The sequence below is a fragment of the Bacteroidia bacterium genome (assembly GCA_016218155.1).
In the GTDB taxonomy this organism is placed as follows: Bacteria; Bacteroidota; Bacteroidia; order Bacteroidales; family GWA2-32-17; genus GWA2-32-17.
Genome location: JACREQ010000034.1, coordinates 122,494 through 144,362 on the forward strand (window position 1 = coordinate 122,494; position 21,869 = coordinate 144,362).

A 21,869-nucleotide genomic window follows, 5' to 3' on the forward strand; every position below is an offset into this window, starting at 1 on the left:
GTAAATATAAATAATGAATTGGAAAAAAAAACATACTTTTTTAATATTAGCAAAAAATCTCTCACTGTATTTGTCTTTTTGATTCAAGTCATGTAATTTATTTAATCTTCTAACTCATTAAAACGGTTGATAAAACAATTTAAAATCGAACTCTTATTTGAAAACATTATAAATAACTTTAAGAATAATTATACCAAAACATGTTTATAAAACATAAAATATTTTGGCTGGTATAAAATTACAATCTGAGAAGTTAAAAAACTATAATGAACTTCTTAACAAAACAACTAAATATCCTAACAACGTGTATTGTCTGTTGAACTGCAAATTCGTTAAAATTAATTTTTGTTAATCAGAATTAGCCTTCTTTTTCCATGGCCAACGAATTTTTGTGTCTGAAAGCTTAGGAAGTTTAATTTTCTTTCTCGAAAGCCGTTTAATTTTTGTTTCGGTATGTTTATTATGGTTGTGTCTTTCGGCAATTCTAAGATTTTTTTTCATTCGCCTGACAACCTTCTTGTTGGTGCCTTTTTCTTTTGGGTTATCAACCCTTTTCCAGTATTTTTTCTGGTTCTTTTTTTCGTTTCTGGTTGATTTTTTTAAGTCTTTTTGTTTTTTTCTTTCGGCTTCTTTTGCCGGATTTTTCTTAAAAACTGTTTTAATATGAAAATTCCATGCAAATTTGTTCTGAGGAGGTCTGTCAACAGAATATGGTTGTGCAATTATTCCGTTTGACCCGAATACAATCAATACAAGGGTAATAAAAATAATAACTGAAAATTTATTTATCTTTGTATCAGAATTCATTTTACATAAAATGCGCTTTTCAAAAATACATATTTTTTTATTTATAATACTGCTAATTACATTATCGGATAGTTGTCGCAAAAAAGAAGATCTTGTGCCAAATGTGTATGTAAATTTTACGATTTTTTTAAGCGATCCGGAATTTAGTACTCTTCAAACAATTGGAAACAATGTTTTTGTAACCGGTGGAGTTTGTGGAATTGTTATTTACAGGCTTTCTCAGACAGATTTTTCGGCATATGACCGCTGTTGCACTTATAAACCTTCTGATAGGTGTGCTGTACTGCCTGATACTTCAAATACACTGTTTCTGAAATGTCCATGTTGCGGGTCAAAGTTCTCTTTATTAGATGGCTCTGTACAGTCAGGTGATGCTGAACGTCCTTTAACTTTATATCAGGTAACTTATGATGGAAACAATACAATACGTGTTTCCAATTAAACCTGAGAGATTTTTTCGAGATTAATAATCGGGTTAGCGTAAAGATTCAGAAATATTTTTTCGATTTCAGTTTTATCTCCACTAATTTTTGAAACAGTGTTAACCTTATAGTTTGTAAAATCTGATTTTTCTTTTTCGGAATACTTCTCAGAATATTTATTTGTTTTTAAAGTCATGTCGTAAGCAATATAATTTGCTGGCCAGAACTTAAAATTTTTATAAATTATATTATCAATAACTGAGCTTAGTTCTTTTGCTGTTTCTGCTGAAGGGAGTGAATCCGGAATATTATCATTTATTACTTTACCAAAAGCAAGATGAATTCTACCTTTATTTTGTGTAAGACCTTTTAAAATGCTGGATATATCTTCGCCTGGTTTTTTCTCATATTTCTGATATGAAGAAATATAAAGTTCATTTACCTTTTCTAGGCAACATGGTTCAATTTCATATGAAACAGTAACCGGAACAATATTTAATTCGCTAAAATTTTCTTTTATTGATTTTGTTCCACTCATATTCAGCATTTTCAATAATGCTATTTCAGTTTTGTCGTCACCGTTTTTTGTTCGTCCATTTCTTTGAGCTATCCAAACAGATGCTTTTTTCTCAGTAATTGTATGTCTGATATATGCAGATAGAATTTTAGAATTTGTTAAAAATTCTCTGGGGTTTCCACCTCTGTTAACTTTAAACATTCGGTTTGCTTTGCCAAAATCTACAATAAGGGGAAAGCTCATTAAATTACTGCCAAATGTTATTTCTGTAGTTGGAAAATTGTTGAAATTTAAAACTGCCTGTAACATTGCAGAATCTAAAATAATATCCCTGTGATTTGCAATAAATAAATATGGCATATCTGGAGATAAATTTTCTAAGCCACTTGTAGTGAAAGATGTTGATGTTTTTTCAACAACACCAAATACAAGATTACGCATAAATTTGGATTGCAAATCTGCAGCTGTATCAATACTGTTTAAAAGTGAGATAATTTTAGGGTGCTCACTTTCAGGGTATAAAAACTGAAGTACAGATTTAAACTGAGGATAATTTGTTAGCCTGTTTAATGCAGCATTAATCTCATTATCGTTATATGGTCTAATATCTTCGAATTCAGGAATGAACATTTTTGCTTTTTATTATTATGCCGCAAATATATAAATTACAGATTAAAAAAGAACTGTTAAACTTCATTATAGAATTTTTGAAAAACCTGAAAGAATAATCTATTTATTTAATTCCTTGCAATTATTAATGCTTGTTTCAATGTCGGTTCGCTCACCCCTGGTTGCTATTTCTAAAGTAAAAGCTTGGTTATAGCAATCAATAGCTTCAGAATATTGTTTTCGACTTTTGTAGTAATTACCTAATATTTGCCAGGTGAAATAATAATTAGGATTCGAATTTTTAAATTGTTCTAGTCTTTCTTTAGAAATTAATCCAAGAACAGGATATTTAGTGTAACTTGTTATATAGTCCTTACACAATCTATAAAAAAGAAATGATTTGTATTTTCTTGAATAAAGAAGATTATCAGCTTTGATAGATTCATCAGGATTGTATACCGTTGCAGTTTCTTGGATATTAAAGGTGTCGTTAAAAACTTTATTTAAATCATACATTATATAAGAGCCTATTTGGTATGGTGATGTAGAAATCCATACTTTTAATTTTTTTGGCTGAAATATAATAGAGTGATGTGCTATTAATTGATTAACGGATTTTTCATTTGCCATTCCTATGTCCGAATTTTTTAATCCGGCTCTGTTGCGCATTATTTTAGCAGCAGTATTTGGTGAAACAGGTAAGTTTTCTGAAATAAGTTCTTTTACTCTGAAGTATCTGTATAGCGAAGCACTATTAAGCATGTTTTCGATATTGTTTTTTTCGCGAACCAAAGAGTCAGATTGAAAATGGTTGGTACAAATAAGATAATTATGTTTTGAAGTATAAACAAATTGTTTTGATGGAGTTTTCTCAATATTTATAGCATCGTTATCTGCAGCAGATCCTATAAGTATTGATTCTGAAACAAAAGTTTTAAATTTTGATGCAATTTGTTTGGCTTCTTCAATATTTCCTGAATATTGAAGGATATTGCGTGCAACAATAGAAATAGGTGTAGCAACTGAATAGGGGATATCTGATGTTCCTGCATTTATTGTTACAGTTATACCTTTCTCATTCATTCCTGATACTACTCCAATCATTCCGCCCCATGAAATAAACATAAATTTATACCCGGAATCGGGTTTAAAGAACGTTACAATTTTATTTTCAGCAAATTCATCACCTACATAAAAATCAAAATTTCGTGCTATTAGTAAAGATGAGTCGGCTGATGCTTCATTTTTAACTGCAAATGATGTGCATCCAACCATGTGATATGTTACTAAAGCATGTCCAATATCGTGTGCCGCATGATAATTTAAAACTCTCATGTATGCAGGACTAATAAAAGAAAATTTATTCGACATAAATTTTGAAATGCCATACATTTCCTGCAGATTCTCTAAGGGAATGTTTTTATCTAAATTTCTATTAAAAACTGCAATAAAATATTTTAAAAAATCTAGGTATGAGCGCGAAGGAACAAGCTTCATTATTTGTTTTAAGAATGCAATCTCCTGATATTCTACAAGATTTTTAGTTAGCATTCCAGTTTTTAATCCACGCTCATAAGGTGTGCCTTCAACATAAAGTTCCCAGATATTATATGAGTTTTTTTTAATCCAGCTTTTTTCACAAATTGTTATACTGTCATTAATCTTAGTTAATTTAAAATCTGAATTATTTGTGGGAATGTTTGGTGGTGAAATCAATAAAGAATAAAGAAATACTATTGTGCCGATAACAATTATTAAAAGGAAAGAAAGAAATTTCCAGGGTAAAGAGAGTTTATTATTTAATTTGTTTTTAATTGGCATCCTGAATTTTCTTTAACAGATAATCAAACCCAATAAGTTCACCACAGGTTAAAAGTGAACCTATAGTAACTCCCATAACACCGTGTAGGTTTATGTTCTGTCCCGTCATTAATAAATTTGGTACTTTTGTTCTTGGTAAAATAAAAGTTTTAAGTGGGTTGTTGCAATCTTTCATAATGCCATAAACCGAGCCGTTTATAGTTCCTGTATAGTCTCGATATGTTAATGGTGTAGAAGTATAATAAGCTTTTATTTTATTTCTGATACCCGGAAATTGTTTTTCAATTAAATCAATTAGTTGATTTGCTTTACGTTCTTTCATCTGTTTATATTCCTCGCCACGTTTTTCAACAGTCGTGTTTTCCCACTTAAGCATTTCGTCGTATTTCATTAATGTAATTGCAATCATACTTTCTGCATGAACATTTGATGAAGAGGTAGTAGGTGTATAAAGCATATATCCGTCAGGCCATGTGTCTGCAGAATATGTTTCTGCTCCCCATACGTTTTCGCTATTATAACGATAATAGTTGTAGTTCATATAATTGAACTCTTTCTCTTTAAAAACAATATACAAAGAAAAAGCAGAGATGGTCTGATCAATAGATTGAATCCTTTTTTTGTAAACGTTTCTGTGTAAATCTGAGCCTGTAAGTTCTATTGTTTTTGCAGGATTTATATTTGATATAAAATGGTTGGCTTCAATTCTTTCTCCATTTGTTAGTAAAACGTGTGAAATGGTATTATCTGCTCCTGCAGAGAATTCTTTTACTTCTGATTTTAAAAGAATTTTACCACCGTTGTTAATAATGCCTTCTGCAAGAATATCCGAAATTTGCGAACCTCCATCAACCATTCGCCAGGTACTTTCTATTAACGAATAATTTATTATTCCATGAATATAAAGTGGGGCCATTTTTGGATCTCCTGCATGCAGTGGATTAAGAGCAGCTAAAACATTCTGAAGTTGGTAATTGTTAGTTAACGAACTTATATATTGATGTGTGTTTTCATAAAAATGCTCAAAGCTTGCCATTCCTGTAGTGCCTGGTTTTGCCTTACCTGCAAGTAAATTTGTTAAGGATAATCCGATTTCCTGTAATTTGTTAGTATATTTTTTAATGGCTTCTTTCTCTGTAGGGAAGTATGATGTTATGGTTTCTGCAAAGTTATCAAAACCTTGAGCATAATTGTATTTTTTACCGGCAATATCAATAACATCAAATGCATCAATATCCATTCTTTTTAATTTAAGCTTTTGTGTCAGCCCAAAATATCTGAATAAATAATTTAGTGCCTGACCATCGGCCATACTGCCAATATAGTGCATGCCTGTGTCGAAAATGCATTTGTTTCTAACAAAAGTCTGAAGACAACCGCCAAGCTGATGGTTTTTTTCTAAAATTGTAACTTCGTATCCCTCTTTGCTAAGAATATAACCACAAAGTAAACCGCCTAAACCACTTCCTGCAATAACAACTGATTTTTTATCCATATTTAATTAGGTGTTACTTTCAATTATTTTATCTACTAAATAATCGTGACCAACAATTTCTCCACAAGTCATAACAGCAGCTATTGTTACGCCTAATATACCATGCATGTTTAAATTCTGACCAGTAAAAAACAGGTTAGGAATTTTGGTTTTTGGAGAAATTATTGTTTTTAAAAGTTGATCACTTTCTTTTAAAATTCCATAAGTTGAGCCTTCAGGAGTGCCTGTGTAGTCGCGATAAGTTAGAGGTGTTGAGGTATAATAGCTGTCGATATGATTTCTGATACCAGGAAATTTTACATCTACTAAATCTAAAAGTTGTTCGGCTTTTTTATGTTTAAACTCAAGATAGTCGTCGCCTCTTTGTTCAATCCAAGTGTTTTCCCATTTAGCAACATCCTTAATGCTCATATAGCTCATAATTATTAAGCTGTCGGCATATTTTAAAGAGTTAGAGTTAGATGGTGTATAAAACATAAAACTGTCGGGCCATTGTTTTTCAGAGTAATTTTCGGCAGACCACACAGAGTCTGTTCTATGGTAATAATGGTTATAGTTTTGGTATTCGAAAGAATTTTCTTTTAACACAATGTAAATAGTAAACATTCCAATTGTGTTTTCGAGTGACATAATTCTGTTTCTATATGCACTATAAACCTGATTCCCTTCAATCATCTTTAAAGTGTTTGCCGGATGAATGTTTGAAATAACCATGTCCGTTTCAATTACGTCTCCGTCTTTTGTCTCAACTGCACTTACTTTATTATTGTTAAATCTGAATTTACCGGCTTCTTTATTTCGTAATACTTCTCCACCATTAGCTTTAATAATATTTGCAAGATTTATTGCCAAATGATGGCTCCCGTCAAGTAGCCTCCAGGAACTATTAATAAATGACGAATTAATAACAGCATGAATATAAAAAGGGGTTTTAGACGGTACACCCGCATAAAGCATATTTGCACCACACAGAACATTTTTTAATTTATTGTTATTTGTTAAAGCATCGAAATATTGTGTAATGTTTTGTTCGAAAGATTCCCAGCTTGAGATTTGATAGTTTGCCTGTGTAAGATTGTATAACGGAAACTGTTTGCTCATCTGGTTTAAATCATCAATGTATTTAACCAGCGTTTGTCTTTCCTTTGGAAATTTTTCAGCTAATGTTTCTATAAATAATTCTTGTCCCTGTGCAAATTTATATTCTTCATTCTGAAATGTTATTCTTTCAAATCCGTCCATATCAAGCCTAAGAAGTTTAAGCTTGTCAATAATTCCAATGTATTTAAAATATTTATATAATATTTGACCCTCGGCTAAGCCTTCAGTATAGTTTAAACCGGTATTAAAAATACGACCCTTACGGGCAAAAACCTGAAGACAACCACCAATCTGACGGTTTTTCTCAAGAACAGTAACTTTGTAACCTTCTTTGCTTAAAATACAGCCGGATAACAAACCACCTAAACCGCTGCCTATTACTATGACTTTTTCTTTTGCCACTTATTTTCTGATTATTAACAATTTGTTCGAAGTTAATTTTGTGTTATCAATAATTTCATACTGCAAATTAAAACGTTTTGCAATATCAACCATAAAATTAATTGCAGTAAAATGAAGTTCTTTTCCTTCAAGTTTATTAAATCCAAATTTTGTTGAGAAAAACTCAGTATATCTTGTTCCTAAATGTCTTTTCTTTAAGTCTTTATCTGCATCACGAATGATTACCATTCCGTTTTCATTCAAATGATTTATGCAATTCTCAATAAGACTGATTTGTTTTTCTTCGCTTATATAGTGTAAAATATCTGAAAGTATAAACACGTCTTTGTTTTCAAATTTGTACTCTGTTGCATCAGCATGAAAGAATTGAGTGTTTTCATTTTTTGAGATGCAATTTTGAGCTACCTCAATTTTATCTTCGTCGTAATCTATACCTGTTATTTTCCTTTTGTTAGAAAGAAACCCAAGCATGTAAGACATAAAACCGTATCCGCATCCTATATCGAGTATCTCAGCTTTCTGAGGAATAATTTCATTAAAATATGTGTAATTATTTTCCAGCTTAATTTTTATTCGGCAATACCATTCCAGTAAAGGACCCTTATAAATATAGTTTTTAATAAGTTTATCTGAAAGATATTTTGGAGTTTCACATTCTTTTTTTAATTCTTCATATGTTTTACGGTAAAAGGTTTGAAGTGATTTTGTGAGTTCGTGATAATCTTTTCCATGTGCAGAATCTGTGGCTAAAATTCTGTTATAAATCTTTGTTGTTATTTTTCCCGAACGAACATAATTCTCACCTTTCAACATACAATCGCCTGCGCCATGAAGTAATATTGGCACTATATCTAAATCAAGTTGTTTTGCAAGATAAAATGCCCCTTTATGAAAACGGGTAATATTCTGGTCTTTTGATCGACTACCCTCAGGAAATACTAATATTGAATATCCTTCATCAATTTTAAGTTTTAATTTTTCTATCAGTTTTTCATTACCTTCTTTTACGCTAAAGAAGTCGATAAAACGAATAACATAACCATAAAACGGACTATTCCAAACCCAGTTGGTTGTTAATACAACCATTTTTGGGTTAAGTGCCAGTAATATTAATAAATCAACATGAGATTGATGGTTACTAATAATAATTGAAGGCTTTTTAAAATTTTCTGCTGAAAGATTAATTTTTTTCTTTTTGATAGGGAAAAGACTGTATACTATACCACGACAAGCATACATCATACAGTAGTGCATGAATAGTTTTTTTTGTTTAATTCTTATCGGTAACCCGATTGCAATTAAAAGGCAAATATTTAACAATAAGCAGCCAGTTGTGAAAATAGTAAAAGCTCCAATTGTTAAAAGAAGATTTGAAAGTGTTATAGGAACAGCTCTGTTTTTGCCGTTTTTCGAAACAAGGGTTTTAAAAAGTAATGGTTCGTATGTGTAAGAAAGCAAAACAACAGACAGAAGACCTATTACTGAGATCGAAGCAATAGAATAAAGTGCAGGATGTTTGGCAAAAATTAAAACTCCGGTTCCGGATATAGTAATCATGGCAGAAACCAGTATGTTTGTTTTAAATGATAGCAGGGTTTTCTGGCTGGTAGAATAGCCCAAAATCAGTCCTTGCATTATGTAAGTACTGTAATCTACACCCATCCCGGTTATGAACGACGAAATAATAATATTGAAAATGTTAAATTTAATGCCAAATATGCTCATTATACCTAGTGTCCACACCCAACTTAAAAGAATTGGCAGGAATGTTATAAACCCAATTTCAATACGTCCAAATGCAATGATTAAAATAATTAGCACTAATCCCAAACTTACATTTGCAATAAAACCAAAATCTTTATTAAGGTATTCCACGTATTTTGCAACTATTGATTGGCGGTCAATTAAAGAAGAATTTGTAAAGTCGTTAAATTTTTCTTTCAGTTCGGCACGGTGACTTTTTTCAAGCTTTAATATGCTAACAATACTTACTAAATTATTTTTTTTGTAAAAATTTTCTTTAAATAAATTATCCTTTAAAAGATTAAATGAAACATGTGGAATAGGCTTGTATTCTTTATCAAGTGATGTAAAAAACTTGTCAAATGCATTTACACTAAATCCTGCATCTTTGGCAGATTTTTCAATATGTTTTTTAATACTGTCTTTCTTTTCTTTTGTCCAGTAATTTTTCCATTTATTGATTCTTGCTAATTGTAAAGAGTCAGAAATAAGTATATCTGTAACTGAACGGAACTTTGTTATGGTAGAATCAGCTTTGAGCTGATCAATTCTTTTTTGAACTTTTTCATTGTTTTTTAAAGCTTCTTCGGCATTTTCTCCATAAGAAATTACATATGCTGTATTGTCTGTAAAGTCATTTATTCTTTTAAGATTATTTTCTGCTGTTCTAAGCTCATCAGACATGAAGTTCATTTTCATCAAATCACCTTCAAATTCTACTTTAAAAGCAAAGTATATAAAAACAATCGTAAGAATCGAGAATGAAATTAAAACTGGTTTAAATCTGTCAAATTCAAAATGTGTAATTTTATCCAGTAGGTTTTCTAAATAATTTTTTTCAATAATATGCTGCCTTTTGTTTTTGTCAATAATCTGAGGTAAAATAATTAAAGTTAAAGCAGCTGAAACGACTACAGCTATTGCTGCAAATATTCCAAGTTCCTGCAATACTTTTGACGAAACAAAAAATAAACTAATAAACTCGAATGCTGTAGCAATACCACAAACCATAATTGGAAAAGCTACATCTTTTAAAGTTGCAATAATGTCTTTTTTATGTTTCTGGTGCGAAATAATATGTAAAGAATAGTCAACAGTTATTGCCAGAACAATTGGTCCCATACTTAATGTAATTACCGAAATGGCAGGTAACATAAAGGCTAAAGCAGATAATGCCAGCCCACCGGCTAAAACTGTTGGAATAAAAATGATAAGAAAAACTCTTTTGTCTCTTACAGAAAAACTTATGATTAAAATAAGTAAAACCGTAGCTATAGAAAAAGTAAGTATGATATCTTTTTTTAGAGTATTGGCATTAGCTACTGAAATTAGTGCAGAGCCAAAAGGTTCTGCTTTTATTTGGTTGTTATGTTTTTGACTGATTTTATCAATAGTTTTTGATAACAAAGCCGCCATTTCAGTATTTTCGGCAGTTTTATTGTTTGCATTAACAGTATTTGCAAACAGAAAAAGATTTTTTTTGTTTTTAGTTAAAATAAAACCATTATAAATTTCATAATTCTCATCGAAGCTTGCACTGTTAAGTTTTTTTAAAGCAATACCTGTAATGCCAAGAGGGTCAAGGGTTATATTTTCTTTAAATGCAAAACTTGCAGGGGAAATTAATGATTCATATGTTCTTTGAATAGATTTTTCTATATTGTTAGCAGAAGTAATACTGTCAAGTTTTTCAAAGTCATCATTATTTAAGAAAACAGGATAATTCTGATAGAAAATATCTGAAATTGTACTAAATAATGAATCATTTATTTTGTAAAAAACTCCTTTAAAAAATGGTTTATACGTATCTGATTTTAATTCCGTGCCAAGCTCTTCTGCAAAAGCAGTTAAGGAATCAGGGTCAGCTTCTTTGAGGCTATCTGAAAGGCAAATATTGATAATTATTTTATCAGCAATACCTGTATTTTGAAAAGCGATATTTATTTTATCTTTTTTGTCTTTTCCTGGTATTGCATTATTAATATCTTCTTCGAGTTTAATGTTAAATACAAATGAGAATGCAGATACAACAATGAATACTAAAAGAACCAGAAACCAGATTTTATGTCTTTTAAAGAAATTGTATAGTATGATAAAGAATTGTGCCATTATGTTTTTACGCTATACCTTTTTTCTTCTGAGTATTAATAGTAAAATGTAAAAGAATAGTCCAAACAATGCAGAAACTCCACTAGCTAAAAGAACACTTCCAAGTAAGTATTGTTCAATATTTAATGCAAATAAATCGAGACTAAATCCTGCATTAAATGGAAGTGTTGAAATATCTGTTCCCATTGCAATTCCACCTGTTAGATAGCTTAAATAAATGATTACAGGAATCATTGGCGTAATACTTATATTGGCAGCAACACCTACAATTAATTTGTTTAATTTAAACATATGAGCTAGAGCTATTGCGCTTATCAATTGATATCCCCAAAGAGGAATAATTCCCATGTAAACTCCAAACATTATTGATAAAACAATTTTGGCATTACTGTCCTTTGTTCTTATAAGATTTTGATCAAAAAACTCTGCAATATTTTTACGATTTAATTTTTTTAATATTGCAAATGGGCGATAAAATGCCAGACTTAAAAATACCAACCAAGAATTTAATAAACCTATTCTAAAAAAATCTATAAATGGTCTGAAATGAGTTATGCGCTCTTCTGTTGGTGGATAAAATACCGAAATGGGAATAGAATCAATTGGAATATTTTTCCAGGATGCTTTAACCATAACTTCAATTTCGAATTCATAACGACGCGTTAGTAGTCTTATTTTTCGCATTTTATTTAATGGGTAGAGCCTAAAACCAGATTGAGTATCGTCTAACTTTATTCCGGTAATTACCAAAAACCAAAAATTAGAAAAATTATTAGCAAAACTGTTTTTTCTTGGTACATTACCATTAATTATTTTTCGTGCCCCAATAATAATTGCCTCTTTATTCGTTTTATGAGCTTCAACAAATTTTGGAATCTCTTTGGCATCGTGTTGACCATCAGAATCTATAGTGATTGCATAGTCAAATCCCAACTCAATAGCTTTTTTAAATCCTTTTTTAATAGCATATCCTTTACCTTTATTGTCGGGGTAAGAAATAGTTGTAATGTTTTGATATTTAGTTAGAATTGAAGAAGTGTTGTCGGTAGCACCATCGTTAACAACAATAATATTTGGGGTTTGTTTTAATACGCCTTCTATAACTTCTTCAATTTTAGAAGCATTGTTATAAGTTGGAATAATAACACAATACCTTTCTTCAGTATTCAAATATGCTTGTTTCTCAGTCAATTTATTGCAAAAAGATATAAATATTTATGGAAGGCAAAATTATCATTAAATTTGGAAAAAAAGCTAGTTTTTTAATACTAAGGTTCTCTGATTGAAACCAAAAGTTTTTATCACTAATTTACACCATGTTCAAATATAGTCCTTCAAACAAAAAAGCTAGTTTTGTTCTTTTTATTTTCCATTTATTTCCTTTTTGGTTATTCTTTTCTATAAAAATAACTTTGTTTTATTTATTTTTATAAAAAAAATAAAGTCATGCTTACAAAAGAGTATTTTACATTTCTAAATGAGTTAAAATTTAATAACGATAAAGTTTGGTTTGCTAAAAATAAACCATTGTATGATAAGTTGAAATTTGATTTCGAGAAAATTGTAGCTGAATTTATTACTGCAATTGCAACATTTGATTCAGAAATAGGAAATCTAACCCCTAAAGATTGTGTTTTTAGAATTTATAAAGATATAAGATTCTCAAAAGATAAAACACCATACAAAACAAATTTCGGGGCTTTCTTTGTTGCCGGTGGTCGTAAAAGCGGAATGGCCGGATATTACATACATATTGAGCCTGGTGAATGTTTTATTGGAGGTGGAATTTATATGCCACCTGCTCCTATACTAAAAAAACTAAGAGAAGAAATCTATAATAATTTTGAAGAGTTTACTAAAATTATAAACAATAAAGACTTCAAGGCAAATTTTAAAGAAATTTCAGGCTCAAAAACAACTTTAATGCCTAAGGGGTTTGATAAAAACTTTAAAGGTGCAGAATATTTAAAATTTAAAGATTTTACAGTAATTCACGAGATTAAAGATGAGTTTTTGTTAGGCAAAGATGCTTTCAAAAAAACAACTGAGATTTTTAAAGCAATGAAGCCTTTCAACGATTTCTTAAACAAAAGTTTTGGAATGTAATATTCTTTAATGTGTTATTATTAACCACAACCTCCCGAAGCGCCTTTCTTCTTCTTTTTAGGACCTGTTGTAGGTTTTGAGCCGCCTGTGGTAACTTTTACAGGAGATGCAACTGCTGAGCTGTCATTGCCATCAACTCCTAATGCTTTGCCAGCGGCTTTTCTGAAATCATATTTTGCCTGATCTTCGTCAGGAAGTGTTGATGCAGGATGTTTAGGGTTTACTATTGTTTCGTACCAATTGTTAAGACCGCCTTGTAAAACATAAATATTTTCGTAGCCTTTTTGTCTACATAGTATCCATGCTTCTACTGCCTCAAGATTACTATTTGAATATAATACTATTGTATATTTATCCTGATTCATAAACTCTTCCCAGTTTGTACTGATTATGTCTTTTAAATCAATGTTTGTCGCCCCCGGTAAAGAATAGCTTTGAAATTCGGCAACATCTCTTACATCTACTAATTTATATAAAGGATCTTTATTAATAATAATTGAAGCAAGATCATCAGAACTTATATAATATGCTTTTTGTTTTATTTCTGTAACAATTTGCTCGCTGTTAATTTTCATCGGTGTTACAGTTTGCTTTGGAACAAATGCTACGATAAGTCCAAGTGAAACAAAGGCTACCGTTAAATATTTTAATGCTTTCATAATTTCTAATTATTAATAAATTAATAAACGTCACGAGGAAATTTTTTCTCAATCCATTCGGCAGCATAAAACATTGCCAATGCCATAGCTGCTAGTAGAAATAAAAACACACCATCTTTAACTCCAATAAGATCTGATAGTTTTAATGGTCCCATACTTTTTGCAGTATATATTTTTTCCCATAAGGGAAATCCTATTCCAAAAATTATTACTCCGATAAAAATACCTATTATAAAAACCATTGCATCAATTTTTCCAATTGCGGCAGCACACATGCTGGTTCCGGGGCAATATCCTCCCATAATAAACCCAATACCCATTAATACTCCGCCAATTATTGCCGAGTATAGAAATGTGTTATTTACATAAATCATTTCTAAATCTATCCATCCAAACAAACTAAAAAATAAAAGTCCGAACATAGCTGTAACTGCAGCTGTAAAGAATACTTTCATTACTGTCATATCGTAACCATAAAAAACACCTGCTAATTTTCTGCTTGATGAAAATCCTGATTGTTCCAGAACAAATCCAAACCCTAAGCCAATGAATAAAGCAATAAGGAGGTTAAAGTTTCCGGAGATTATTTCGTTTTCTACTAAAGGAGCCATTTTAATTTAATTTTATAATGTTTGTAATTAAATCCAGTTTTTTCTGAAAAAGTAAGCTAATGCATAACCTGTTCCGAATATGCAGATCATTGTTAAGAATCCGGCAACCGAGAAACTTGCCATACCAGATAATGCAGCACCACTGGTACATCCTCTGCCAAATTGTGAGCCTATACCAAAAAACACTCCACCCAATAATGCAAATATTAGCCTGCGTTTCTTTGTTATTTTAGGACTATGTTCTGTTTTAAGTTTTAATCTACCCGAAATTGCTCCTGATAGTAATCCGCCAATTAATACTCCAAGTACTTCAAGTACTATCCACCATTTTTTTGAATCTTCCATCAAGGAATGATAGGTTTTTGCAAAGAATCCGGTAGTGTTATCATCCGAGGTTATTGGAGCGGCACATACCGAAAGAACATTTTTAAAAGCTCCGCTAGCACCTAAGCCTTCACCTGCAACAAAAAATGCAGATAATAACACTATACCTAAAAGAACTCCACCAATATATGGATTTATATATGGTTTAGCTTTTTTGTGAGTTACTGTCTCGTTTGAACTTTGTTCCATATTGTTATTTCTAAATAATTAATACAAATATCTGCTGTTTTGACCTGCATAAATAATAATAAACCGTAAAAGTAATCCACCAAATAAAACCAGAATGGCAGATATTTTATGATTAATATGCTTTCCTTTTAATTCCATAATTTCTAAAATTGCGGGTAAAATTAATCCGATAAAAACTACAAAAACCCAGAATACAACTGTGTACTGCCCGCCAAGAAATAGATTGGCAGCCTCTATCTGAACTTTTGTGCTTGCAAGGAATCCCATAAACATATGAATTATTAAAAATAATTCTATAGCTATCATTATAAGATCAATTTTACTAAACCATTTTATTTCTTCTTTGTTTTTAGATAAAAGCATAATAAATGCTGCTGCAGTAGATAATCCTGAGGTTAGAAACAAAACGCCTAATACTGAAGTGTTCCAAAGAGGTCTGGCATTAAATGCTGAGAGTAGTATTCCGGTGTAAATTCCAAGTATTATTCCAAGAATTAATAAAACCCATAACAATATTCTAATGTTTTTTTGAAGAAATAATTCAAATTTTCTTATTAGTGAATATTTCCATTGCCAGTTTATTGTATCAGAGTCAATCGGACTAATTATTAATTTAAGCAATTTATATTTTGTGAAATTTACTTTTGGAAATAATTCTTTAAAATTAAGAACAGAATATATCATAATTAGAGGAGTAACAATTAACAATGTCCATGCACCCCACGACATTGGCGATCTTAAATTAATATTAGTGTATAATTGCCAGAAATAAAGTTTATGATGTAAGTCAATAAATAATGCCGATAAGCCAAGTATAAGAAATATTGAGGCAAAAATAGGAGTAACTTTTGTTGCGGTAAAATATTTATTTTCTTTTTTTGTAATAGCATAAAAGGCAGTATATATAATTAAACCTGCAGCTAAACCACCAAGAAATAAATAAAGTGCTATTTCCCAACCCCAGGCATGAAGTATTGGATCAACACCTTTGTTCATTCTACCACTTACAATAATTTCTTCTCTCATAATATAATTTAGTATGACTAATTTTAAATTAAGAAATATAATTTAGGCTCAGTGCCGGCTTCAGGAATAAGAAGTTTCCATTTTCTGTTTTTTAAAACCTCTGAAATTTTACTTTCGGGATTATCTAAATCACCAAAATAAAGGCACTTTGTTGGACAAACAGAAACGCACGCAGGTAAAAGTCCGTCAGCCAGTCTATGATAACAAAATGTACATTTGTCAACATAACCTTCCGGATGTGTATATCTGGCATCATACGGACATGAAGTAATACATGCTGCACATCCAATACAGTCACTATGAGTAACAAGAACAACTCCTTCTTCTGTTTTGTGACTTGCTCCGGTTGGGCAACATCTTACACAAGGTGCATTTGTGCAATGACAACAACGTTCAGATCTGTTTTCAAGTGTAAGGTTAGGGTATGTGCCATCAGTAACTTCAACAATCCAATCGCGACAATATCCTATTGGCACATTGTTTTCAGTCTGGCAGGCAACAACACAATCGCTGCACCCAACACACTTTAAAGTATCTATTGCCATTGCATATCGCATAGTCTTTTAATTTAATAGTTAATAATTAAACTGTTTCTGTGATAAATGTTACAAAATTTCCTCTCATTCCTGTTCCTCCCATAATTGGATCAATTAAAACATTTGTTATCATTTCAGTATCTGACGCTCCTCTACCGTATGCCTGAGTTAATTTTTTGTCGGCATGACCAAATCCATGCACCATATATACAGAATCAATTCTAATTCTTTCGGTAATTCTTACTTTAATTGAAAAAGTTGAAACTATTCCGTCTTGATTCTTAAGCTTTATATATTGATTCTCTTTTAAATCCCAGAGGTTAGCAATTTTCGGATTTATCCATACAGTATTTTCGTCCATTAAATCTGTTAGATTTGGATTATTTGCTGTTCTGCTAAAAGTGTGCATTGGTGCTCTTCCATATATTAATCTGTAAAAGCCATCTTCAGGTTCTGGATGTTTGGTATAAACCGGCATTGCAGGGAACCCTTCTTCATCAATAGCTGAAGAATATAATTCTATTTTTCCGGAATTAGTATTAAACTCTATTGTTTCACCTTTTGCTATATATAAATAATGGTCGGGAGTAGGGATCTTTTTTACACCTATCTTTTTCATTTCTTTTAATGAAGAACCTATCTGTGTTAATTCCCAATCTAATTCTTCTTCCTGAGTTTTAAAAGGGAAATACTCTTTCAGACCAAGTTTTAATCCAAGTTCACGAGCCATCCACCACGCAGGTTTTGTGTCGTAAAGTGGCTTGGTTGCAGGCATTCTTAAGGCAATATTTGCTTCTCTGTTTTGGTTTACTCTAATGCTGTCATATCTTTCCAGATAAGTACATTCCGGTAAGATAACATCTGCCCAACCTGTTATTTCCATTGGCATAGTATCTATTGCAACTAGCAAATCAAGATTTTGAATTGCTTTTAAAGTATGTGTAGTATTTGGCAAAGTGTTAATTAAATTTGTGCCTACAACAAACCAGCCTTTAATAACTTTTGAGTTATCGCCGCTTTTTTTAGGAATTGAAGCATCAACCATAATGTTGGCAAGGCCTAAATCTACTAAATTGTATTTGCCGTCAACAGTATCCTTCCATGTCCATGCAGGTTTTGGATATGCAGGTAAGTGATGATGTGGTAAGCTAGCTTTATCGGGAATAAAAAATCCTCCTCTTTTTCCCCAGCTGCCTAATAATGCATTTAAAATTGCAACTGCCCGTAATCTTTGTGTGTCGTCGCCATACCATGTTGTGTGTCTTCCGGGATGTATTATTACTGCAGGACTCGCATCGTGCATTGTTTTTGCTGTCTTTACAATAACATCAGGCTCAATAGTTGTAATTCCAAAAGCCCATTCTGGAGTGAATGATTGTACATGTTGTTTTAACTGATCGAACCCTTCACAGTTTAATTCAACAAATTCTTTATCGTACCATTCATTTGTAATTAATACATTTATCCATGATAAAAGTAAGGCTATGTCAGTAGCTGGTTTTATGGGTAACCAAAATTTCGATTTACTTGCTGCTGTCGAGAATCTTGGATCAACGGTAATTATTGATGCTCCTTTATCAATTGCATCGCTCATTTCCTGTACCTGTGCATTGTGCATGTTTTCTCCAAGATGTGAACCAATAAGAACAAGACATTTTGTGTCTCTTATGTCAAGAGGTTCAGGAGAACTTAGTCCTGTGCCAAATGTTGCAGCATATGCAACTTCGCGCGGACCCATACATTGTGCAAATGAAGGTTTTGCGATATTATCTGATCCAAATGCTTTAATTAGATTTGTGAAATATTTGCCCCCAGAGCCATGATGAAATAATGCCATGCTTTCGGGACCATACTTTGAAGAGATATCCTTCATTTTTTTTGCAATTAAATCAAATGCTTCTTCCCAGCTGGCTTCTCTGAATGATTGTTTTCCTCTGTCGTTAATCCTAATTAATGGTTTTTTTAAGCGGTCTTTATCATAATACGAACCTATTCCACCTGTACCGCGTGGACATAATCTACCGTTACTATGCGGATCGTCTTCATTTCCTATAATTTTCCAGATCTTTTTATCCTTATCCAGATGCGTCCATCCTGCACATTGCCAGAAGCATATTTCACAATAGGTTGGGAAACGATGTAATTCTCCATCGGTCTCGTCATTAGCTGAATTAAAAAATTCATATAGCAGAGTTCCTGACAAAGCAAGACCTCCGATTCCTAATGAAGATATTTTTAAAAATTCTCGTCTTTGCATTTCATCTTTTTAAAATGTAAATATAAGGGCAGAGTATCGAGAAATGTAAATATATAGATATGTTTATAAACATATTTCTGAAAAATATTTTTATAGAGATAAATGTATGGTATATGTGTCAGAAATATAATATAATAACTGCAATAAATTACATGTTTGTTGAATATTACAACAATAATGAGCAATCATGTGCGCTGTGTTAATATGCTTTACGGCACATATTTATTGTGTCAAAATATGTTTTTTGTTAAAAAAACAGAGTTTTAAAAAGTGATTTTTAAATATTTTAAAACGGATTAGTGTTTTATCTATAAATTGGATTTTTCAAATAATTCAAGTATTAAAAATATTTGACATGCACAATTAATTATAGGGCATGATAAATTCTCTGTTTATCAATTAAACATGCAATTTTTAAATTAATGCATATTCCTTATTAATAATTGATTACTTTTGCAGCCTTTTGAAGATAAATTTTAAAACTCAAATAATACATATTAATAATAAATGATTACAGTTTCAGATCTTGGAATTCAGTTTGGAAAGCGCATATTATTTCAGGAGGTTAATTTAAAATTTACACCGGGTAATTGTTATGGAATAATAGGTGCAAACGGTGCAGGTAAATCAACCTTTTTAAAAATGCTTTATGGTGAAGTTGAAAATACTAAGGGTTCCATAACATTTGGTCATGGAGAAAGATTGTCGGTATTAAAACAAAACCATTTTGAGTTTGACGATTTTCCTGTGCTTACAACAGTATTAATGGGGCATACAGTTTTATGGCAAATAATGAAAGAAAAAGAAATTCTTTATGCAAAGAGTGATTTTACAGAAAAAGATGGAATAAGAGCTTCTGAACTTGAAGAGAAATTTGCAGAAATTGATGGTTGGAACGCTGAAAGCGATGCTGCAAACCTGCTAAGTGGATTAGGAATAAAAGAGGAGCTTCATGATAAATTAATGAAAGAACTTAATGGTAAAGAAAAAGTAAAGGTTCTTTTAGCTCAGGCTCTTTTTGGTAAACCAGATAATTTGCTTTTAGATGAACCTACCAATGATCTTGACTTAGAAACTGTAAACTGGCTAGAAAATTATCTTTGTAATTTTGACAATACTGTATTGGTAGTTTCTCACGACAGGCATTTTTTGGATTCAATCTGCACACATGTTGTTGATATTGATTTTGGTAAAATTCAATTGTTCTCAGGGAACTATACTTTTTGGTATGAATCAAGCCAGCTTGCATTACGACAACAATTAACACAAAACAAAAAAGCTGAAGAAAAGAAAAAGGAACTTCAGGAATTTATTGCACGTTTTAGTGCAAATGCATCAAAATCTAAGCAAACTACCAGTCGCAAAAAGATGATAGAAAAGCTTAATATTGAAGAAATAAAACCTTCTACAAGAAAATATCCCGGAATTATTTTTACTCCTGGTCGTGAGCCCGGAAATAACATTCTTGAAGTAAAGAATCTTTCAAAAACTGTTGATGGAAAAACATTATTCAAAAACTTAAGCTTTACTGTAAATAAAAACGATAAAATTGTCTTTCTTTCACGTGATACACGTGCGATGACAGTTTTGTTTGAGATTTTAAAAGGCCATGTAGAGCCTGACCATGGCTCATTTGAGTGGGGACAAACTATTGTTAAAGCATATTTGCCTTTAGAATATGAGGCTTTGTTTCAGAAAGATATCATGCTTACCGATTGGCTGGGACAATACTCAGAAGATACTACAGAATTATATTTAAGAGGATATTTGGGTAAAATGTTATTCTCTGGTGAAGAGATTTACAAGAAGGCAAATGTTCTTTCGGGAGGTGAAAAGGTTCGTTGTATGATTGCACGTATGATGATTAGAAATGCTAATGTAATGTTACTCGATACTCCTACAAATCACTTAGATTTGGAATCAATACAGGCATTTAACAATACACTTATAAAATTTAAAGGCAATATATTAATGTCGTCACATGACCATGAATTTATCCAAACAGTGTGCAATAGAATTATTGAAATTGCTCCAAAAGGAATGTTGGATAAGCAAATGGATTATGATGAGTTTATTGTTGATGATAGATTAAAGGAGATTAGGGAAAAGTTGTACTAATTTTTACATCAAGTTCTTCTTTGAATGATTCTGATGAAAGCATGTTGTAGTTTAGAACATAGATGTTTAATTAAACATTAATTTTCTGATGTTCTTGCGTAGTAAAAAATACAAAAAGATTATTTTTATTTTTCAATCAACATAAAACTATGTTGTTGACCTTTATAGTTATTGTAAGTTATAATACTTTTAAGCCCATTATGATCTTTCGTTGAGAGATTTTGAGGAGAGAGGTTTCGTTTTATAAAATGCGAAGGTAAAGGAGGATTATTTAAAAAATAAGTAGCAAGCCAAAGCGAGAAAGCAGATGCAGTTGGATACTCTCCACAACAATGTTTAAACCTTGAAATTGCAGTATTGTCATCAAAAATATTTTCGCAAATATTTGAATACTTATTTAAGCGATTATCACCATTTTCTCCGGTAAGGAATAAATCAATCTGTTTATCTGGTATAATGTTATCAGCAATAAATATTTTAAGTTGTTCTGCGACTTCATCTGAGCTATCTGTATGCAAGGTTTTTATTGCAGATATTTTAGCAATTGAATTTTCTTTAGCATTATTTACAAGAAACATTGTTACACCTTCTCCTGCAATTGTTCCTTTTGTATCGTTAATGTATAATTCTGTGTTATCTGTTTCTTCACTTTTATACCAGCCACCTAGGTTTTCGATATTGTAATTATAGCTTGAAATTTCATCGACGCCACCTACCAATAAATTAAAATCAGAATTTTCTTTCAACAACATTGAAGCATCAATTAATGCATTTTCAAAAGCCAAACCGCGATGTACGTGTGTTATGTTATAGCTTTTATTTCCGGTGGTTAATCCAATCTGAGCTGCTATTGCATTTGGTGTGCTTTGTACAAAATTTGTAGGAGTTAGTCTGCCTTCTTCAAATTGTACAATCTGATAAAGAAAATTAAAACAAACTTCCATACCGCCATAAGCA

17 protein-coding genes are annotated in these 21,869 nt (G+C 31.3%); 3 read left to right on the forward strand and 14 right to left on the reverse strand.

Features of this window, described 5'->3' with window-relative positions:
- Positions 1-348: 348 nt before the first annotated feature.
- Positions 349-807, reverse strand: coding sequence for a hypothetical protein (locus tag HY951_06250; protein MBI5539641.1), 459 nt, complete (start codon positions 805-807; stop codon positions 349-351).
- 94 nt (positions 808-901) lie between these two features.
- On the opposite strand from HY951_06250, the gene HY951_06255 reads away from it, so the two are divergent.
- Entirely contained in the window at positions 902-1,249 is a 348-nt protein-coding gene (locus HY951_06255; GenBank protein ID MBI5539642.1) for a Rieske (2Fe-2S) protein, read from the forward strand.
- Here the strand turns inward: HY951_06255 and HY951_06260 are convergent.
- The 6 genes from HY951_06260 to HY951_06285 all read right to left on the reverse strand — a co-directional run bounded on the left by HY951_06260 (position 1,246) and on the right by HY951_06285 (position 12,196).
- Positions 1,246-2,376, reverse strand: a complete 1,131-nt coding sequence (locus HY951_06260; GenBank protein ID MBI5539643.1) for a 1-acyl-sn-glycerol-3-phosphate acyltransferase — start codon at positions 2,374-2,376, stop codon at positions 1,246-1,248. The genes HY951_06255 and HY951_06260 overlap by 4 nt on opposite strands.
- A gap of 99 nt (positions 2,377-2,475) precedes the next feature.
- Positions 2,476-4,176, reverse strand: a complete 1,701-nt coding sequence (locus HY951_06265; GenBank protein ID MBI5539644.1) for a hypothetical protein — start codon at positions 4,174-4,176, stop codon at positions 2,476-2,478.
- Complete coding sequence (locus HY951_06270; GenBank protein MBI5539645.1) at positions 4,166-5,671, reverse strand: NAD(P)/FAD-dependent oxidoreductase; 1,506 nt, start codon at positions 5,669-5,671, stop codon at positions 4,166-4,168. The genes HY951_06265 and HY951_06270 overlap by 11 nt, the downstream gene beginning before the upstream one ends.
- A 6-nt stretch (positions 5,672-5,677) precedes the next feature.
- Positions 5,678-7,174 (reverse strand): NAD(P)/FAD-dependent oxidoreductase, encoded by a 1,497-nt coding sequence (locus HY951_06275; GenBank protein ID MBI5539646.1) that lies wholly within the window; start codon positions 7,172-7,174, stop codon positions 5,678-5,680.
- Positions 7,175-11,026 carry a 1-acyl-sn-glycerol-3-phosphate acyltransferase gene (locus HY951_06280; GenBank protein ID MBI5539647.1) on the reverse strand — a complete coding sequence of 1,284 codons (3,852 nt, stop codon included), beginning with the start codon at positions 11,024-11,026 and terminating at the stop codon, positions 7,175-7,177. It abuts the gene before it with no gap.
- A 12-nt stretch (positions 11,027-11,038) separates the two neighbouring features.
- A complete protein-coding gene (locus HY951_06285; protein ID MBI5539648.1) occupies positions 11,039-12,196 on the reverse strand; it encodes a DUF2062 domain-containing protein in 1,158 nt (385 codons plus the stop codon).
- Positions 12,197-12,472: 276 nt separating this feature from the next.
- Between HY951_06285 and HY951_06290 the strand changes: the two genes are divergently transcribed.
- Positions 12,473-13,132: a DUF2461 domain-containing protein gene (locus HY951_06290; protein MBI5539649.1), complete on the forward strand. Its 660-nt coding sequence runs from the start codon at positions 12,473-12,475 to the stop codon at positions 13,130-13,132.
- A 20-nt stretch (positions 13,133-13,152) separates the two neighbouring features.
- Here HY951_06290 and HY951_06295 read toward each other — a convergent pair whose 3' ends face one another.
- The 6 genes from HY951_06295 to HY951_06320 are packed head-to-tail and all read right to left on the reverse strand — an operon-like array spanning position 13,153 to position 18,794.
- Complete coding sequence (locus HY951_06295; protein ID MBI5539650.1) at positions 13,153-13,791, reverse strand: rhodanese-like domain-containing protein; 639 nt, start codon at positions 13,789-13,791, stop codon at positions 13,153-13,155.
- A 20-nt stretch (positions 13,792-13,811) separates the two neighbouring features.
- Positions 13,812-14,402 carry a YeeE/YedE family protein gene (locus tag HY951_06300; GenBank protein MBI5539651.1) on the reverse strand — a complete coding sequence of 197 codons (591 nt, stop codon included), beginning with the start codon at positions 14,400-14,402 and terminating at the stop codon, positions 13,812-13,814.
- Between the two features lie 27 nt (positions 14,403-14,429).
- On the reverse strand, positions 14,430-14,975 hold the full coding sequence (locus HY951_06305) for a YeeE/YedE family protein (GenBank protein MBI5539652.1): 546 nt from the start codon (positions 14,973-14,975) through the stop codon (positions 14,430-14,432).
- An 18-nt stretch (positions 14,976-14,993) separates the two neighbouring features.
- Positions 14,994-16,001, reverse strand: coding sequence for a polysulfide reductase NrfD (gene nrfD / locus HY951_06310; protein MBI5539653.1), 1,008 nt, complete (start codon positions 15,999-16,001; stop codon positions 14,994-14,996).
- A 23-nt stretch (positions 16,002-16,024) separates the two neighbouring features.
- Positions 16,025-16,558 carry a 4Fe-4S dicluster domain-containing protein gene (locus tag HY951_06315; GenBank protein MBI5539654.1) on the reverse strand — a complete coding sequence of 178 codons (534 nt, stop codon included), beginning with the start codon at positions 16,556-16,558 and terminating at the stop codon, positions 16,025-16,027.
- Positions 16,559-16,583: 25 nt separating this feature from the next.
- Positions 16,584-18,794 carry a molybdopterin-dependent oxidoreductase gene (locus HY951_06320; GenBank protein ID MBI5539655.1) on the reverse strand — a complete coding sequence of 737 codons (2,211 nt, stop codon included), beginning with the start codon at positions 18,792-18,794 and terminating at the stop codon, positions 16,584-16,586.
- Between the two features lie 507 nt (positions 18,795-19,301).
- On the opposite strand from HY951_06320, the gene HY951_06325 reads away from it, so the two are divergent.
- Positions 19,302-20,912 carry an ATP-binding cassette domain-containing protein gene (locus tag HY951_06325; protein ID MBI5539656.1) on the forward strand — a complete coding sequence of 537 codons (1,611 nt, stop codon included), beginning with the start codon at positions 19,302-19,304 and terminating at the stop codon, positions 20,910-20,912.
- Between the two features lie 125 nt (positions 20,913-21,037).
- Here HY951_06325 and HY951_06330 read toward each other — a convergent pair.
- Positions 21,038-21,869 (reverse strand): hypothetical protein (locus tag HY951_06330; protein ID MBI5539657.1); only part of this gene is annotated, 832 nt, incomplete at its 5' end.

Coding starts and splice junctions, on each gene's coding strand:
- HY951_06250 (MBI5539641.1), bottom strand. CDS start 807: ATGAATTCTGATACAAAGATAAATAAATTTTCAGTTATTATTTTTATT.
- HY951_06260 (MBI5539643.1), bottom strand. CDS start 2,376: ATGTTCATTCCTGAATTCGAAGATATTAGACCATATAACGATAATGAG.
- HY951_06265 (MBI5539644.1), bottom strand. CDS start 4,176: ATGCCAATTAAAAACAAATTAAATAATAAACTCTCTTTACCCTGGAAA.
- HY951_06270 (MBI5539645.1), bottom strand. CDS start 5,671: ATGGATAAAAAATCAGTTGTTATTGCAGGAAGTGGTTTAGGCGGTTTA.
- HY951_06280 (MBI5539647.1), bottom strand. CDS start 11,026: ATGGCACAATTCTTTATCATACTATACAATTTCTTTAAAAGACATAAA.
- HY951_06290 (MBI5539649.1), top strand. CDS start 12,473: ATGCTTACAAAAGAGTATTTTACATTTCTAAATGAGTTAAAATTTAAT.
- HY951_06295 (MBI5539650.1), bottom strand. CDS start 13,791: ATGAAAGCATTAAAATATTTAACGGTAGCCTTTGTTTCACTTGGACTT.
- HY951_06300 (MBI5539651.1), bottom strand. CDS start 14,402: ATGGCTCCTTTAGTAGAAAACGAAATAATCTCCGGAAACTTTAACCTC.
- HY951_06305 (MBI5539652.1), bottom strand. CDS start 14,975: ATGGAACAAAGTTCAAACGAGACAGTAACTCACAAAAAAGCTAAACCA.
- nrfD (MBI5539653.1), bottom strand. CDS start 16,001: ATGAGAGAAGAAATTATTGTAAGTGGTAGAATGAACAAAGGTGTTGAT.
- HY951_06315 (MBI5539654.1), bottom strand. CDS start 16,558: ATGCGATATGCAATGGCAATAGATACTTTAAAGTGTGTTGGGTGCAGC.
- HY951_06320 (MBI5539655.1), bottom strand. CDS start 18,794: ATGCAAAGACGAGAATTTTTAAAAATATCTTCATTAGGAATCGGAGGT.
- HY951_06325 (MBI5539656.1), top strand. CDS start 19,302: ATGATTACAGTTTCAGATCTTGGAATTCAGTTTGGAAAGCGCATATTA.